The organism is Pseudoalteromonas sp. OF5H-5, from assembly GCF_021530695.1.
GTDB lineage: Bacteria > Pseudomonadota > Gammaproteobacteria > Enterobacterales > Alteromonadaceae > Pseudoalteromonas.
The window spans coordinates 210,447-225,655 of sequence record NZ_JAKGBF010000003.1; the positions used below are offsets into that span (position 1 = coordinate 210,447).

General features: G+C 43.0%; 16 protein-coding genes. 14 read left to right on the forward strand and 2 right to left on the reverse strand.

The window, feature by feature from the left end; genetic code table 11:
* Positions 1–12: 12 nt before the first annotated feature.
* Both L1271_RS05805 and L1271_RS05810 read right to left on the reverse strand, forming a co-directional pair.
* Positions 13–3,078: an efflux RND transporter permease subunit gene (locus L1271_RS05805; protein WP_235367277.1), complete on the reverse strand. Its 3,066-nt coding sequence runs from the start codon at positions 3,076–3,078 to the stop codon at positions 13–15.
* 1 nt (position 3,079) lies between these two features.
* The gene (locus tag L1271_RS05810) at positions 3,080–4,159 is read right to left on the reverse strand and encodes an efflux RND transporter periplasmic adaptor subunit (protein ID WP_010605460.1); all 1,080 of its coding nucleotides are present in this window, start codon (positions 4,157–4,159) and stop codon (positions 3,080–3,082) included.
* Positions 4,160–4,259: 100 nt separating this feature from the next.
* Between L1271_RS05810 and L1271_RS05815 the strand changes: the two genes are divergently transcribed.
* From L1271_RS05815 to L1271_RS05880, 14 genes are all read left to right on the forward strand, one after another.
* Positions 4,260–5,174: a LysR family transcriptional regulator gene (locus L1271_RS05815; protein WP_010605459.1), complete on the forward strand. Its 915-nt coding sequence runs from the start codon at positions 4,260–4,262 to the stop codon at positions 5,172–5,174.
* Complete coding sequence (locus L1271_RS05820; RefSeq protein ID WP_102058080.1) at positions 5,140–5,460, forward strand: MGMT family protein; 321 nt, start codon at positions 5,140–5,142, stop codon at positions 5,458–5,460. Before L1271_RS05815 ends, L1271_RS05820 begins: the two co-directional genes overlap by 35 nt.
* Positions 5,461–5,540: 80 nt before the next feature.
* The gene (locus L1271_RS05825; protein ID WP_235367286.1) at positions 5,541–6,113 is read left to right on the forward strand and encodes an LON peptidase substrate-binding domain-containing protein; all 573 of its coding nucleotides are present in this window, start codon (positions 5,541–5,543) and stop codon (positions 6,111–6,113) included.
* A gap of 60 nt (positions 6,114–6,173) precedes the next feature.
* On the forward strand, positions 6,174–6,794 hold the full coding sequence (locus L1271_RS05830; protein ID WP_039495233.1) for a sigma-70 family RNA polymerase sigma factor: 621 nt from the start codon (positions 6,174–6,176) through the stop codon (positions 6,792–6,794).
* Positions 6,791–7,441, forward strand: coding sequence for a ChrR family anti-sigma-E factor (locus L1271_RS05835; RefSeq protein WP_174169198.1), 651 nt, complete (start codon positions 6,791–6,793; stop codon positions 7,439–7,441). Before L1271_RS05830 ends, L1271_RS05835 begins: the two co-directional genes overlap by 4 nt.
* Before the next feature lie 15 nt (positions 7,442–7,456).
* Positions 7,457–8,416, forward strand: a complete 960-nt coding sequence (locus tag L1271_RS05840; protein WP_235367289.1) for a YbgA family protein — start codon at positions 7,457–7,459, stop codon at positions 8,414–8,416.
* 2 nt (positions 8,417–8,418) lie between these two features.
* Positions 8,419–9,798: a deoxyribodipyrimidine photo-lyase gene (gene phrB / locus L1271_RS05845; RefSeq protein ID WP_235367297.1), complete on the forward strand. Its 1,380-nt coding sequence runs from the start codon at positions 8,419–8,421 to the stop codon at positions 9,796–9,798.
* 6 nt (positions 9,799–9,804) lie between these two features.
* Entirely contained in the window at positions 9,805–10,230 is a 426-nt protein-coding gene (locus L1271_RS05850) for a nuclear transport factor 2 family protein (protein ID WP_235367300.1), read from the forward strand.
* Positions 10,227–10,943, forward strand: coding sequence for an SDR family NAD(P)-dependent oxidoreductase (locus L1271_RS05855; RefSeq protein ID WP_235367305.1), 717 nt, complete (start codon positions 10,227–10,229; stop codon positions 10,941–10,943). The genes L1271_RS05850 and L1271_RS05855 overlap by 4 nt, the downstream gene beginning before the upstream one ends.
* Positions 10,936–12,189 carry an NAD(P)/FAD-dependent oxidoreductase gene (locus tag L1271_RS05860; RefSeq protein ID WP_235367307.1) on the forward strand — a complete coding sequence of 418 codons (1,254 nt, stop codon included), beginning with the start codon at positions 10,936–10,938 and terminating at the stop codon, positions 12,187–12,189. Before L1271_RS05855 ends, L1271_RS05860 begins: the two co-directional genes overlap by 8 nt.
* Positions 12,186–12,917 (forward strand): DUF1365 domain-containing protein, encoded by a 732-nt coding sequence (locus tag L1271_RS05865; protein WP_235367309.1) that lies wholly within the window; start codon positions 12,186–12,188, stop codon positions 12,915–12,917. The genes L1271_RS05860 and L1271_RS05865 overlap by 4 nt, the downstream gene beginning before the upstream one ends.
* A gap of 1 nt (position 12,918) precedes the next feature.
* The gene (locus tag L1271_RS05870; RefSeq protein ID WP_235367312.1) at positions 12,919–14,181 is read left to right on the forward strand and encodes an SAM-dependent methyltransferase; all 1,263 of its coding nucleotides are present in this window, start codon (positions 12,919–12,921) and stop codon (positions 14,179–14,181) included.
* Positions 14,153–14,677: a DUF2878 domain-containing protein gene (locus L1271_RS05875; protein ID WP_235367314.1), complete on the forward strand. Its 525-nt coding sequence runs from the start codon at positions 14,153–14,155 to the stop codon at positions 14,675–14,677. Before L1271_RS05870 ends, L1271_RS05875 begins: the two co-directional genes overlap by 29 nt.
* A gap of 154 nt (positions 14,678–14,831) precedes the next feature.
* The gene (locus tag L1271_RS05880) at positions 14,832–15,107 is read left to right on the forward strand and encodes an HU family DNA-binding protein (protein WP_010377204.1); all 276 of its coding nucleotides are present in this window, start codon (positions 14,832–14,834) and stop codon (positions 15,105–15,107) included.
* The last annotated feature ends 102 nt before the right edge of the window (positions 15,108–15,209 follow it).

Consider the following 15,209-nt stretch of genomic DNA (forward strand, 5'->3'; position numbering starts at 1 on the left):
GATGTCGCTCAACTAGTCTTTTGGTTGTTCGATACCAAAGTACACGCAATGTAACACAGGTAATACAATTAACGTCAGTATGGTCGCAAAACCAAGACCGAACATAATGGTGACCGCCATGGACTGGAAGAACACGTCAAATAATAGCGGGATCATACCCAGTATGGTTGTGATAGCAGCCATAGACACCGGCCTTACACGACTCACACCAGAATCAAATACCGCTTGGTAAGGGGACTTACCAGAGTCTATTTCGATATTTATTTGATCCATCAGTACAATACCATTTTTAATCAACATGCCGGATAAACTTAGCAAGCCTAGCAGCGCCATAAAGCTAAATGGTGCTTGTAGTAAAACAAGGCCTGCCGTTACCCCAATAATAGCAAGCGGCACGGTTGACCAGATCACTAATGGCTTTTTCACCGAGTTAAAGAGCAATACAGTGACCATAAACATCGCTAAATAACCGATTGGTAATGAGCCAAAAATGGCTTTCTTCGCTTTGCTTGACGACTCATACTCGCCGCCCCATTGCATCTCGTACCCTTGGGGTAGCTCAATGGCTTCGATATCCGCCTTCACTCTTGCAAATAACTTAGCTGGGGTTTCATCACCTATCACGTCGTGATCAGCCATTACCGTGATGGTACGTTTACGGTCGCGGCGCATGATCAGGCTATCTTCCCAAGTGACACTAAAATCATCCACGATTTGTGAAACTGGTACGTAGACGCTAAGGACAGGGCTGAATATTTGTAAGTCACCAAGATTTTCAACATTGAGCCTCTCTTCCTCAGGAGAGCGCGCAATGATAGGCAACAGTTGTGTACCATCTCGATATAACCCTACCTTGTTACCTGACACCGAAGTCAGTAGCAACTGATCTAAGTCTGATTTACTGATCCCCAATCGACGCGCCTTCAATTCATTAAACTGTGGGCGTACCAGCTTGGTTCTTTGTCGCCAGTTGTCACGAATATTAAACGCTTTCTCGTCTTGGCTGATAATACCTTTGGCTTCTTCAGCTAGTTGGCGTAACACAACAGGGTCTGGTCCCGAGAACCTAGCCTCGATTTTTGCATCAGTTGAAGGACCAATTTCCATACGCTTTATTTTGAGACGTCCGTCTAGCTCATTTTCAAGCTCATAATCGCGAAGCTTGGCAATCATAGCCACTACTGCTTCTCGGTCTTTTACACGTACAATTAACTGGCCATAAGCGTCGTATTGTTTTTCAGGCGAATAGGTCAACATAAAACGAGGCGCGCCTTGCCCAATCGTTGCAGTTACTTCATTAACCATCGGATCGGCCAGTAAAAAGGATTCAATTTTCTCAACATTCTGCGCCGTGCTGCGTATATCTGCACCTTGATAATGCCAGTAATCCACATAGAACATCGGTGTATTTGAAGCTGGGAAGAAAGATTGCTTAACCGATTTAAAGCCAACAACTGCAGCGACTAATAGCAGTACCATAGAAATAATAGTAATAGCACGATTTTTAAGGCAGAAGGTCAGCATGGATTTATACACGGTGAAGATCACACCTTTATAAGGGTCGTCTTCTTCGCTAGTATCTGATGACTTTTCTTTAGGCCCTTTAAACATCATATTGGCAAAAAATGGCGTCAGTGTAATAGCCGTTACCCAACTTAGCAGTAGTGAAATTAACAACACCCAAAATAGCGAGCCTGCAAACTCACCACTGGCGTCGGAGCTTAAGCCAATCGGAGCGAATGCGGTGATCCCGATAACGGTTGCGCCAAGAAGTGGCCATTTTGTCTGTTCAACAATGTTCACAGCAGCTTTTACTTTAGATTGACCCCGTTTAATATTAATCAAAATGCCTTCAGTCACTACAATGGCATTATCGACTAGCATCCCCAGTGCAATGATCAAAGCACCTAATGAAATACGTTGTAAATCAATGGCGAATATCTTCATAAAGATAAAGGTACCCAGCACGGTAATAAGCAAAATACCGCCGATTAAAATACCACTCTTTACACCCATAAAAATAAGCAAAACGATAATTACAATGGCAACGGCCTCTAAAAGGCTAACGATGAAACCATCAACCGAGGTTTCTACTTCTGTTGGTTGATTGTAAACTGTGTTGATCGTAATACCGTAAGGGCGCTGATATTCTAATTGCTGTAAGTGATGTTCGATTTCTTTACCCACCTCAACAACATTTACACCAGAAGTAAAAGAAACCCCAACCAGCAGTGCACGCTTTTGATCAAAACGTGTAATATGATTCGGCACCTCCGCATATTCGCGTGTTACTTTTGCCACGTCACCCAAATAAATAAGCTCTTTGGCGCCGGGCTTTGAGATAAGTAAACCCTCTAGCTCTGCAACGTCTGTAAACTCACCAGTAGGGTGCAGGCGAATAGACTCGTCTCCAACGCGTATTTTACCCGCATTAGATACCGTATTTTGAGCTTGTAACAACGAGAAAATGTAACTAGGCGCAATGCCGAGTTGTGACAGTTTTTGTGTTGATATTTCGACGATCACTTGTGCTTGCTGCTCACCCGCAACAGTGACTTTACTCACACCTTCTACTAGCACTAATTCGCGCTTTAAAAAGTCAACGTAGTCTTTTAGCTCATCATACGAATAGCCTTCACCGGTGATCGCGTAAAGTTCACCGTAAACATCAGCAAAATCGTCGATAACGCTTGGCGTCATAACACCTGGCGGTAGCTTCGGCGAGAGATCATTTACTTTACGGCGCAGCTCATCCCAGATCTGTTGTAAGTCTTTCTTACGGTACTTACTCTTCATCTCAACAGTGATCTGCGACTTACCGGGAGAAGAAATTGAAGTAACATAATCAACATACGGCAGAGATTGAATCGCATTTTCAATCGGGAAGGTGACTTCCTCTTCCACTTGTTGTGGCGATGCACCAGGATACATGGTCACGACCATGGCTTTTTTTAGTGTGAATTCAGGATCTTCTAGCTGGCCTAAGCCCAAATAGGATACCGCCCCAGCAATAAGCAGGAGCAAGGCAAACATCCAACTGATAACCTTATTCTCAATTGACCACTTGGCTAAACTCATATTACAGACCTCTTTCTTTAGTCCAAGGTCTCACTTTTGCGCCTTCTTGCAAGTAATGCACGCCCGCAGCAACAATTTCTTCACCAGGTTCAAGACCCGACATTACCTCAATACCGGTATGATTAAGTTGGCCAACGGTGACTTCGCGTTTTGTTACCGTCTGATTATCACTTTGATATACCCATACGTAACTATTCCCCTCTGTGCCTTGCTTTTTATCTGAGAATACTGCTTGGTTAGGTACGATGATTGCTGTATTTTCACGGTTCGTAATTTTGCTTGGGTCGACGTAAACATGGCCTGTCATACCTGCGAACAAATTAAAGTCCTCAGGGATTGGAAGACTAAATACGACTTTGTAGGTCAAGGTTGCAGGGTCTGCCTGCGTATCCCATTCCTTAATCGTAAGCGGGTAAGACTTACTAGGGTAGCCATCAAAAACAACGGTCGGTTTGTAATCCGAATCTTTATCAACACGTGCAACGATGCGCTCAGGTACTTGAATAACTACATCCATCATATCGCGTGTTTCAAGGCGAAGGATATTTTGCTTTGCTACCACGTTTTCGTAATTTTTGACAAATACCTTAGCAACCGTGCCGCTAAATGGTGCTCTTAACTCACTATATTCAAGGTTTGTTTTAGCAATTTTAAATGCAGATTCCGCAACTTGCTTGTCTGCGTTTGCTTTATCAAACTCAGCTTTAGTCGCTATGCCTTTTTCAAATAACGGCTCAATTCTCGATAACTGCGATTTAGCGAGTTCAAATTGGGCTTTACGTTGTTCATATTGCAGATTGAAATCTTCAGGATCAAGCTTAGCTAGCAATTGCCCCTTTTGTACGTCTTGGCCTGCGAGAACTGGAAACTCGATAAGTTCACCATTCACACGAAAGGCAAGATAGGAGCCTTGATTTGCCACCACTTCAGCAGGGAAACTACGAAGCGTGCTGCTATTGGGGTCCGAAACCGTGTGAATTTTAACTGGTCGGTTAGGGGCTTCTGTTGGGGCTTGTTCTGCTTGCTCTTGGCAACCCACTAATAGGGTAGCCAGCACAATTCCAGAAAACACTCTTAACATTTTGTTCTCCATGACAACGTCAATTTTAATGCGTGCAGAATAATGGAATTACATATAAAATAAAAATTATAAAACATTCTATACTGCATAAGATTTATTTATGAAGATTTCGGACTTAGCAGCGTTTTGCACCGTTGTTGAAGCGCCTAGCCTAACCGAAGCGGCAAATAAGCTTCATAAGACACAGCCTGCGGTCTCTCAATCAATTAAAAGATTAGAACAATCTTTGGGATTTGCCCTTTTTGAGCGTGAGAAATATCGCAATGTGTTAACAGAGCAAGGTCGTCGGTTTTATTTTGAAGCCGAAAAATTACTTAATCATCATAGAGATTTGTCATTACTCGCGACTGAATTCGCGGCGGGTAATGAACCAAGCTTTAACATCTGTTACGAACCGATCGTATATCAAAACCAGATTGATCAAGTATTAGGCAATGCCTTCATTAAGTTTCCCGCAACTGAAATGAACATCTCAAGTGGTAAACGTTTTTTTGCGCTTGAGCAAGTCACACAGGGGATTGCAAACCTTGGCATTGGCCCTTGGTTTGATCTTTTTCATTCAACTGGCGATTTAGAATCAATGCCGATTGGACACGTAAAATTAGGCTTAGTCTCATTAACGGGCTATATGCCACCAGAGCTTAGTTTTTCGGAGCTTGCGCAATACCCATCTCTTGCAATGAAAGAAAGTAAATTCAAGTTTGATAGTGAGCGCTTGGCATACAGAAATAGTAACAATGTCATGAAACTCGATGACGCACTGGCAATAAAAAGATACTTATTACAAGGTATGGGCTATGCCTTAATCGGCCTTGACCTTTGTAGAGAAGAATTAGAGTCTGGTGTTTTGCAACAAGTGAGGGTGTTTGATAGAAAAGACGAGTTTGAAGCTGAAATCCACGCGTATCGTTTGCATATTTCACACCATGGACCGGTAGCAAGATATTTTTGGGACAAATTAAAAGAGTTAAATATTCAATATGAAAAGCAGCAATCCTCAGCAAGAACTCGCTGAAAAGGTTTTCACCGTAATTGGCGGTATCCCGTTTGGGAAGGTAGCCTCCTATGGGCAAATAGCGAGCTTAGCTGGTTATCCAAAACATGCCCGAAAGGTTGGTCAATTGCTGAAGAACCTACCACAAGGTTCAACATTACCTTGGTACAGAGTAGTAAATAGCCAACGGCGCATTTCTTTTCCTGAAGACAGTAGTAAATTTCAAGAGCAAAAGTCACGCTTGCAAGCTGAGGGCGTCACATTCTCAAATAGTAACGTGATAGCTAAACACTGCGTTTGGGAATAGTCATAAATTTAGCGTTAACTGATCCAGATAAATAGGGCCGTCGTAATTATCGTTAGTTTTTGTATATTTGAACGGGAATTATGAAACTCGCTTTATTTCCATTGCCAATATTCTTGCTTCCAGGCGGGTTCACCCGCTTGCGGATCTTTGAGCAGCGCTATCTATTAATGGTAAAAGAGGCCGCGAAAACAGAGCAAGGTTTTGTGTTATGCCCATACCTCGCGGATACGCCGAACAATGTGTCAAAAGAAGGCGTGCACGTTAAAATTGTTGACTTTTCACAAGATGATGATGGTCAGCTGCTCATTGATGTTGAGGCACTATCGCGCGTCGCGATCAGTAATGTGGAAGTAGACTCACAATCTTTACGTTATGGCGATTGTGACATTATTGATGGGCCGCCATGGCAATGTAGTGAAGAAGCATTTAGTCTAGTTGACGAAACCCTTGCTCATAAACTTCAGAGCGTTTTTATCGCCAACCCAATCCTTGATGATTTGTACCGCGACAAGCATTTTACTCAGCCTCTTTGGGTTGCTTATCGTTGGCTAGAAATCTTACCCATCTCGATGACCCAAAAACTAAAAATAAAACAAGCACAAACATTTGAACAGGTGGCAGAGTTCTTACATACTGTATTAGATGAAAAATAGTGATCCATGCCAAGTTTTACAGCGTATTACAGCTTATAATTATAAATTGGAAGGTGAGCTATGTTAGGCCAACAGCAATCTATTGATTGCAACGTTCAGTCAGGAACTCGCAAAGCAGTGCAAGAAACTCCCTCTCAAGCGTTATCGGACGCTTTAGTTAAGGTTGCAGAAAAACGAGATCGCAAAGCTTTTGCCTTCTTGTTTGAGTACTTTGCGCCAAAAATCAGGCGCTTTGGTGTGAAACAATTTGGTAATGACGCCCAAGCGATGGAGCTCGTACAAGACACGATGACGTCAGTGTGGCGTAAAGCCCACCTCTATCATCATGATAAAGGCGCAGCCACAACGTGGATCTATACCGTGATGCGTAACGCGTCGTTCGACGCATTGCGTAAAATGAAGAGTAATAAAGAAGAACATATCAGTGAAGACATCTGGCCGATAATTCAAGACTCGCAGGCTGACGACGACGGTTTTCAAGATCACTTGCAAACGGCGCAAATTCAAAAATACATCAATAAGTTGCCGCCAGCACAACGAGACATAGTCAAAGGCGTGTACTTTCAAGAAATGTCTCAAGAACAATTGGCAGAGCATCTTAATATACCTGTCGGGACAGTTAAGTCACGTTTACGGCTTGCTTTACAAAAACTTCGCGCAGAAATGGGAGATCAAGCATGATAAAGCATCACCCTAATGATTCATTATTAAGCCAATTTGTTGAAGGTAATTTGCCTGCAAGTATCAGTGTCGCAATTGCAGCACATGTCGAAATGTGTCCATGTTGTCAGAAAAAGACTCAACAGCTTGAAGCGCAAGAAGCGAATGTTCAGCTTGGAGGAGGCAGCGACTCTTCACTAAGCAGCGATTTCGAGGCGATGATGCAAGCGATAACACTGGACGACGAAATAGACGAAGTTAAAGAATATATCCAACCCTCATTTAACTATCAGGGCAGGGATGTTCAGTTACCTCGGGCTATTGCGAATATCGATCGCACCAAGTTTTCAGGTGTAGGCAAAATCGCCCGCTCTCGGTTATTGCTAGAAGACGGCGACTTACGCTCAAGTCTTTTACAAATTGGTGCGGAAGGCGAAATTCCAGAGCACACCCACACTGGCTTTGAGATAACCTTGTTGCTTGACGGCGATTTTGCAGATGAGGCTGGTGAATACGTACCGGGCGACTTTATTTGGCAAGACGGCAAACATAATCATTCTCCGCGCACAAAAGAAGGCTGCCTGTGCTTTACCGTGGTAAGCAGTGCACTACACTTTAATAAAGGCTTAAGTAAGCTGTTAAACCCAATTGGTAAGTTGATTTATTAAAGGAATAGTTGCGAAATGAAATTTTCATCACCAATAAAAATAGGCATTAGCGCGTGTTTGGCTGGAGATAAAGTGCGATTTGACTCAGGCCACAAGCGTTCAAACTTTTGTATGGATGAATTCGCCGAACATGTTGAGTATGTGCGCTTTTGCCCGGAAGTTGCGATAGGCATGCCAATTCCAAGACCAACTATCAGACAGATCCGCGTAGGCGACATTATCAAAGTTAGTCGCCCCGACGGTAAAGAAGATGTCGCACCAAAGCTTAAGGAGTTTGGTGAAAAGGTTGCAACCTCACAAACACAAAGCCTCTCCGGCTTTGTGTTTTGCGCCAAAAGCCCAAGCTGCGGAATGGAGCGTGTTAAGGTTTATAACGAAGCAGGAACAGGTAATACATCTGAGGGTATTGGCATTTTTGCTGAGCAAATTATAAAACACAATCCGCTTTTGCCTTGCGAGGAAAATGGCAGATTGAATGACATGCATCTTAGAGAAAACTTCGTAATGCGGGTATTTGTCTATAAAAGCTGGCAGGAACTAACGCAATCGGAAAACATCGGTCTACACGAGCTGACGAATTTCCACGCCAAGCACAAATATCTGTTGATGAGCCATAATTACCAAGCCTATAAAGATTTAGGGCGTCTACTTGGTGATGGCAAAAAATTTGATAGAGAGACGCTGAAACATAAATACATCAGTGGTTTGATGTCGGCACTGAGCAAGCCTGCCAATCGCAAAAATCAAGCAAACACGTTAACGCATCTACAGGGGTATTTTAAGAATGAGCTTTCGAGCATCGAGAAGCAAGAGATGTGCAGCGCAATAGAGCAATATCGCAAAGGTATCGTACCTTTATATGTACCGCTGACACTGCTCAAGCATCACCTTACCGTACATCCTAAAACGTATTTGCAAAGCCAAGTGTACTTTGACCCATACCCCAACGAACTGCGTTTAAGATTCGGAATTTAATAATGAAAACAGCTTTTTGGTTTCGCCGTGATCTCAGGGTTTACGGCAACGAGGCTTTGATTGAAGCCGTGAATGAGGGCGTACGCGATGCGCTCTTTTTTTATTGCAAGCCACAGTGGCAGTCACACAACGTAGCCAGTATTCAGCTCGACCTACTTGAGCGCAGATTACTTGAGCTTGGCAGCCAGCTTAGTGAATTTGGCATTAGGCTACATATCATTGAAGCGAGCACATTCGCTGAGCTGCCGGCGCAGCTTCAAGTTGTTTGTGACGATAAAGGCATTGATTGCTTATATGCAAATAAAGAGTATGAAGTAAATGAAGTGGCGCGCGATGAAGCGTGTGAAACTGTGATCACGTTAAAATTATTCGATGGCGATCTCGTTGCCAAACCGGGCTCTGTGCTTACGGGCTCCAGTGAGATGTTCAAGGTGTTTACCCCCTTTAAAAAAGCATGGTTAAAACGTTTTGTGGGGCAGCAATTTCACTTCACTAGTTGGCCATTGGATAAGCAACATGAAGCAAACTTCAAAAAGCCAACTTTCTTCGAGTTGACCAATGAATCTGAAAAGTGGCCAGCCGATGATAATGCCATTGTCGCGATTGTAAATCGTTTTATTAAGGACAAACTAGCAGACTACCAAGATGACCGTGATTTCCCTGCAATCAAAGGAACTTCGGGGCTCAGCCCATATTTGGCATTAGGCATTGTGTCGCCCAAGCAGCTCATCGCAGAGATCCAACTTCATTACCCTGAAGTGCTTGAAAACCCAAGTAAACCAGAGTTTTGTTGGGTAAACGAGCTCATTTGGCGTGAGTTTTATCGCCATCTTATCGTCGCTTTCCCGCGTTTATGTAAAGGTTTTAATTTTAATGATAAATATAACGCGGTTAGGTGGCGTGACGACAGCCAAGCTTTTGAGCTTTGGTGTAATGGTCAAACTGGCTATCCGATTGTCGATGCGGCAATGCGTCAGCTCAATAAAACTGGCTGGATGCACAATCGGCTACGCATGATTGTTGCCAGCTTCTTAACCAAACACTTGCTCATCGACTGGCGTAAAGGCGAAGCCTATTTTATGTCAAAGTTAATAGATGGCGACCTTGCCAGTAATAATGGCGGCTGGCAGTGGGCTGCAAGTACGGGGTGTGACGCGCAGCCTTATTTTCGTATTTTTAATCCCATCACGCAGAGCGAAAAGTTTGATCCCGATGGTTCCTTTATTCGTACATATGTGCCTGAATTGAAAAATGTTCCAGCAAAGCATATTCATTTTCCTCATGACTATTTAGCGGCATTTGGCGGAAAGGATGACTATGTAGAGCCGCTGGTTGATCATAAAGAAGCAAGAGCAAGAGCACTTGACGCATTTAAGGTTTAAATAGGTATGGATCACAGAACGCAGCGATTCGTGGCAATTTATAATGAAATAGACAAATACTGTCTCGGTAAATTGGCTTCAATTTACACTGAGGACATCAGTTTCGTAGACCCTTTACATAAAATTCAAGGACTTGATGCGCTAACGAGTTATTTTCAGGTGTTATATGAAAATGTCTCTGAAATCGAATTTCTTGTTACGAACGCCTATCAAGTTGATGACGTCAGCTTTATCTACTGGACTATGTCCTATCAACACCCCAAGCTAAATGGCGGTAAGGTCATAGAAGTCGATGGTCATAGTCGTTTAAGTTTTATTGGCGAAAAAGTGGCGCAACATCGGGATTACTTTGACAGTGCGCAAATGCTGTATCGCCAAGTTCCACTACTCGGTGGTGTGATTCGTCTATTGGATAAAAGGATCACGGCATGAGCAACATCTTAATTACTGGCGCAACATCAGGGATAGGTAAAGGTCTTACGGAATTTTATGCAAAACAGTCACATCAAGTAACTGCTTGTGGCCGAAACCAAAAAGTGTTAGACGAATTAGAAAGCAGCGTAGGTGCAAAGAGCAAAGCATTTGATTTAACAAACCGCGAAGAGATAGAAGATAACTTCAAAGATATTGACGGCTTGGATCTTGTGATCCTCAACGCAGGTGGTTGTGAGTATATCGATAATCCCAACCAATTTGACGGCTATTTGTTTGAGCGAGTAATGCATATCAACGTCATCTCAATCGGCCACTGCCTAGACGTTTTACTGCCAAAAATTAAATCAGGCGGGCAACTTTGCATCGTAAGTTCCAGCAGTGCATTTTTACCTTTGCCTCGCGCCGAAGCGTACGGTGCGTCGAAAGCGGCTGTCAGCTATTTAGCGCGCACCCTGACAGCAACATTAAAAGACATTGATGTGACCTTAGTTCACCCAGGATTTGTAGAAACGCCGTTGACAGATAAAAACGACTTTCCGATGCCATTTATTGTAAGTGTCGATGAGGCCGTGAGTTACATTAGCAAAGGAATAGAAAAGCGCAGCAAGGAAATACATTTCCCAAAAAGATTTACTCTATTTTTAAAACTTCTCAGGTTACTGCCGTTTTCGTTGTGGTTACCTCTCGCAAAAAGGATAGCCCGTGGCTAAGATTGCAATAATTGGAAGCGGTATTTCAGGTATGACCGCAGCATACCTGTTAAGTCGTCAACATGACGTGAAAGTCTTTGAAAAAAATGATTATATTGGCGGGCATACAGCAACTATTGATGTTGAATACCAAGGTGAAAAGCTCGCGGTTGATACCGGCTTTATCGTATTTAACGACAGAACCTATCCAAAGTTTGAAAAATTGCTGGCTGAAATTGGTGTTAGTCGCCAAGAAACCGAAATGAGCTTTAGTGTTCACAACAGTCAATCGAAGTTTGAGTACAATGGCCATTCACTCCGCACGCTATTCGCACAAAAACGTAACCTACTGAGGCCGACCTTCTGGCGATTGCTAAAGGATATTGTGCGTTTTAATGATCTTTGTAAATCATTATACGAAAAAGACGACTATCGAGGTGTTGAAACGCTTGGTAAACTGCTACAGCAACACCAATTTAATGAGTTTTTTAAGCTGCACTACATCTTGCCGATGGGCGCAGCTATCTGGTCAACCAGTATCAAAGAAATGCTCGACTTTGAAGCTAAATTCTTTGTCCAGTTTTTCTTCAACCATGGGCTCTTGGACATCACAAATCGCCCTCAATGGTATGTTATCCCAGGTGGTTCGAGGGAATACATTCAACCATTGGTGGCAGAATTTAAAGACAATATTGTGCTTAATGCCGACATCAAGACAGTAGTTCGTGATGACTCTGGTGTGACCATCATCTTCAAAGATGGTAGTAATGAGTACTTCGATAAAGTCGTCTTTGCATGTCATAGCGATCAGGCTTTAGCGTTACTAAATACCCCATCGAGTGATGAACAAGCGATACTTGGTGCAATTCCTTATACTGCAAACTCAGTGGTGCTGCACACTGACACCCGTTTATTGCCAAAACGTCCGCTGGCGTGGGCCAGTTGGAACTATTTATTAAACGAAGCGACGGACAAAGCCGCTGTTGTCACCTACCAAATGAACATACTGCAAGGGTTTGACGCTAAACATCAATACTGTGTCACGTTAAATCATGATGAAGGGATAGCTGAAGACAAAGTGATCCGTCGCTTTGTCTATCATCATCCCGTTTTCAATACCACCAGCATTGCGGCCCAAAAACGTAAAGCCGACATCGATGGTAAACACCATAGTTATTTTTGTGGTGCGTACTGGTTCAACGGCTTTCATGAAGATGGGGTGAGAAGTGCGGTAGATGTGGCCGAGCAATTGGGTATCTCATTTTGAACAGTGCAATACTGGTGGGAAAAGTTCGGCATCGGCGATTCGCTCATGCCAAGCATGCTTTTTCTTACCCCATGTATATGATGTGGCTAGATTTAAGTGAGCTCGACGCACTCAATAGTATTTCGTCAAAGTTTGGTACATCCGGCTTAAAACTGCTTAAATTCAATCAAGCTGACTATATCCTCACAGAAGGCGAAAGCTTAGTTGAGCGCGCACGTGCTAAGTCAAATTCGCTAGGCAAACCCGTTTCATCACAAACAAAAGTATATTTAATGGCGCAAATACGCTGTTTAGGCTTTTACTTCAGTCCGGTTAATTTCTACTTTTTTGAAGACGAGAAGGGGGCTGGTTTTAGCCATATGCTCGCTGAGGTCAGTAATACGCCTTGGAATGAGCGTCATTTTTATTTAGTTGAATTAAGTAAAGAAGTGAACTTTAAAAAGCAATTTCACGTATCACCTTTTATGAATTTGGATATGCACTACCACTGGAAAGTGAAGCCACCCGGTAGCAATACGCTAATCCATATTGAAAACAGAAAAGGTGACGAATTGCTATTTGATGCCACGATGACGCTCAAAAAGCAGGAGCTCAATGAAGCAAATATTAATCAATTGCTTAAGTGGTTTCCAGCAATGACATGGAGCATAGCTAAAGGCATCTACTGGCAAGCGTTGAAGTTATTTTTAAAAAAAGTGCCTTTTGTTGGGCACCCCGGAAGAGTATAAGATGGAAAATACCACGACAATATCCTCATCAATTTCGCTTTCTACATTCGATAGAGTGTACAAAAAGCTCGTCTTTGGCGCGTTGAATACCTTAGAAACCGGAAAAGTGGTACTTGTCGAAGGCGACCAAAAATACTGTTTTGGTGAGTCAGAAACAAGCCTAAGCGTTGATATTCATGTTCATTCAGCGCAAATGTATAAGCTATTTGCACTTGGCGGCAGTGTCGGCGCAGGTGAATCTTACATTCTTGGTCACTGGAGTTGTTCGGATTTAACCAAACTGATTGAGATCTTCGTCCTAAACCAAGCTCAGCTAGATGCATTTGAAAATAAGTTTGCATTTTTCTCCGGCATTGTGAATAAGATAAAGCATCTTAAAAATAAAAACTCGAAACAAGGCTCAAAGCGTAACATTGTCGCCCACTACGACCTTGGTAACGACCTTTATGAATCATTTTTAAGTGAAGAAATGCTGTACTCTAGTGCAGTGTATCCCTCAAAGGAAGCATCGCTTGAAGAAGCGCAGCAACATAAGTTAGCCGCAATCTGTGAGCGTTTGGATCTTCAGGCAGCTGACAAAGTTGTTGAGATTGGCACCGGGTGGGGCGCATTTGCGGTTTATGCTGCAAAAAACTACGGCTGCCATATAACCACAACAACTATTTCAGAAGAGCAGCATGCCTACGTAAAAGCACTGATTGAAAAAGAAGGGTTGCAGCAGCACATCACATTACTAAAACAAGATTACCGCGAATTGGACGGCCAGTACGACAAGCTAGTGTCTATCGAAATGATTGAGGCAGTTGGACATGCTTATTTATCGGGCTTTTTTGCCAAATGCAACGACTTGCTGAAACCGACTGGCGCGATGCTGATTCAGGCCATTACCATCGCCTGCCAACGTTATCAACATTACCTCAAGCAATCGGATTTCATTCAGCAGTACATTTTTCCTGGCGGTTGTCTTCCTTCCGTGAGTGAAATGAGCAAGCAAATCGTAAATTCCACCGATATGGTTGTCCACGAACTCCATGATATCGGTCTGCACTATGCCAGAACGCTATACGATTGGCGTGTTCGGTTTGAAAAAGCATGGCCTTCGCTTGATGGTAAACGTTTCGATGAACGCTTTTATCGCCTTTGGCAATTTTATTTATGCTACTGCGAAGGGGCGTTTAAACAAAGAGCAACTAGTGCCGTGCATTTAGTCGCCAGAAAACCAAGATACCAGTCAAATGTCTGTACTCAAACATTGGATTACTAACGCGCTACTCTTCCAAAGTATGTGGTTTGCTGCATTATTTTTCCAAGCAGACGCGCTTTGGTTGATGTTGCTAGGCTGTCTCGTTATGCTCGCAGGACACCAAAATAAGCGCCTCAATTTGGTGCTTGCACTCGTAGGTTCCGCCATAGGAATGAGCATTGAATTGATTGCGGTCAAAGCTCAGCTCATCAATTACCAAGGTAGTGAATTACTTCCGGTTTGGCTTTGGGTTTTGTGGATAGCATTGGTGCTGACAATAAATAATGCACTTTCCAAACTATTAACGCTCAAAGCGCCGATATTATTAGTGGTATTTTTGGTCTGCGCGCCACCTAGCTATCTCGGTGCAGCTAACTTTGATGTAGTTTCTATCTCAACACCTTGGTACATTTTTTGGCCAGTATTTGGCGCACTGTGGAGTGTGGGGTTCTACCTGATAGTGAGTTTTAATCGCATTTTATGGGGTACAAAGCTTGCGCAGTTGCCAGCAAATTGATAGCGTTTGATTACAAACCCACAGGATCCGGGGCGAAACGCAATAAAATAATAAATATTTCGTCGAATTTCGCAATTTTGGGGTTGCACATAAACGCAAAATGCATAAACATAGGTTTTGCTTAGGCAAATTATAAAGTTATAGGAATCTAATAATGAATAAAGCTCAACTAGTTGAAAAGATGGCGGCAGACGCAGAGATTTCAAAAGCAGCGGCAACCCGTGCTTTAGAAGCGTTTACTGGCGCAGTAACTAACACACTAAAAGATGGCGGTTCTGTTGCTTTAGTTGGTTTTGGCACATTCTCAGTAAAAGAGCGCGCTGCGCGTACTGGTCGTAACCCACAAACTGGCGCTGAAATCCAAATCCCAGCTGCGAACATTCCTTCGTTCAAAGCAGGTAAAGGCCTAAAAGACCAAGTAAATCCTTAATCCACTCGCTGGACAAGAAAAACCTCCCAAGTTGGAGGTTTTTTTATGCCTCTCACATTCATTATAATTGATACCACTATCTTGAATTTGCTACTATCGCCC

What these genes read in the sequence shown, in the direction of transcription:
- L1271_RS05805 (WP_235367277.1), bottom strand. Translation starts at nt 3,078, where the DNA reads ATGAGTTTAGCCAAGTGGTCAATTGAGAATAAGGTTATCAGTTGGATG.
- L1271_RS05810 (WP_010605460.1), bottom strand. Translation starts at nt 4,159, where the DNA reads ATGTTAAGAGTGTTTTCTGGAATTGTGCTGGCTACCCTATTAGTGGGT.
- L1271_RS05815 (WP_010605459.1), top strand. Translation starts at nt 4,260, where the DNA reads ATGAAGATTTCGGACTTAGCAGCGTTTTGCACCGTTGTTGAAGCGCCT.
- L1271_RS05820 (WP_102058080.1), top strand. Translation starts at nt 5,140, where the DNA reads ATGAAAAGCAGCAATCCTCAGCAAGAACTCGCTGAAAAGGTTTTCACC.
- L1271_RS05825 (WP_235367286.1), top strand. Translation starts at nt 5,541, where the DNA reads ATGAAACTCGCTTTATTTCCATTGCCAATATTCTTGCTTCCAGGCGGG.
- L1271_RS05830 (WP_039495233.1), top strand. Translation starts at nt 6,174, where the DNA reads ATGTTAGGCCAACAGCAATCTATTGATTGCAACGTTCAGTCAGGAACT.
- L1271_RS05835 (WP_174169198.1), top strand. Translation starts at nt 6,791, where the DNA reads ATGATAAAGCATCACCCTAATGATTCATTATTAAGCCAATTTGTTGAA.
- L1271_RS05840 (WP_235367289.1), top strand. Translation starts at nt 7,457, where the DNA reads ATGAAATTTTCATCACCAATAAAAATAGGCATTAGCGCGTGTTTGGCT.
- phrB (WP_235367297.1), top strand. Translation starts at nt 8,419, where the DNA reads ATGAAAACAGCTTTTTGGTTTCGCCGTGATCTCAGGGTTTACGGCAAC.
- L1271_RS05850 (WP_235367300.1), top strand. Translation starts at nt 9,805, where the DNA reads ATGGATCACAGAACGCAGCGATTCGTGGCAATTTATAATGAAATAGAC.
- L1271_RS05855 (WP_235367305.1), top strand. Translation starts at nt 10,227, where the DNA reads ATGAGCAACATCTTAATTACTGGCGCAACATCAGGGATAGGTAAAGGT.
- L1271_RS05870 (WP_235367312.1), top strand. Translation starts at nt 12,919, where the DNA reads ATGGAAAATACCACGACAATATCCTCATCAATTTCGCTTTCTACATTC.
- L1271_RS05875 (WP_235367314.1), top strand. Translation starts at nt 14,153, where the DNA reads ATGTCTGTACTCAAACATTGGATTACTAACGCGCTACTCTTCCAAAGT.
- L1271_RS05880 (WP_010377204.1), top strand. Translation starts at nt 14,832, where the DNA reads ATGAATAAAGCTCAACTAGTTGAAAAGATGGCGGCAGACGCAGAGATT.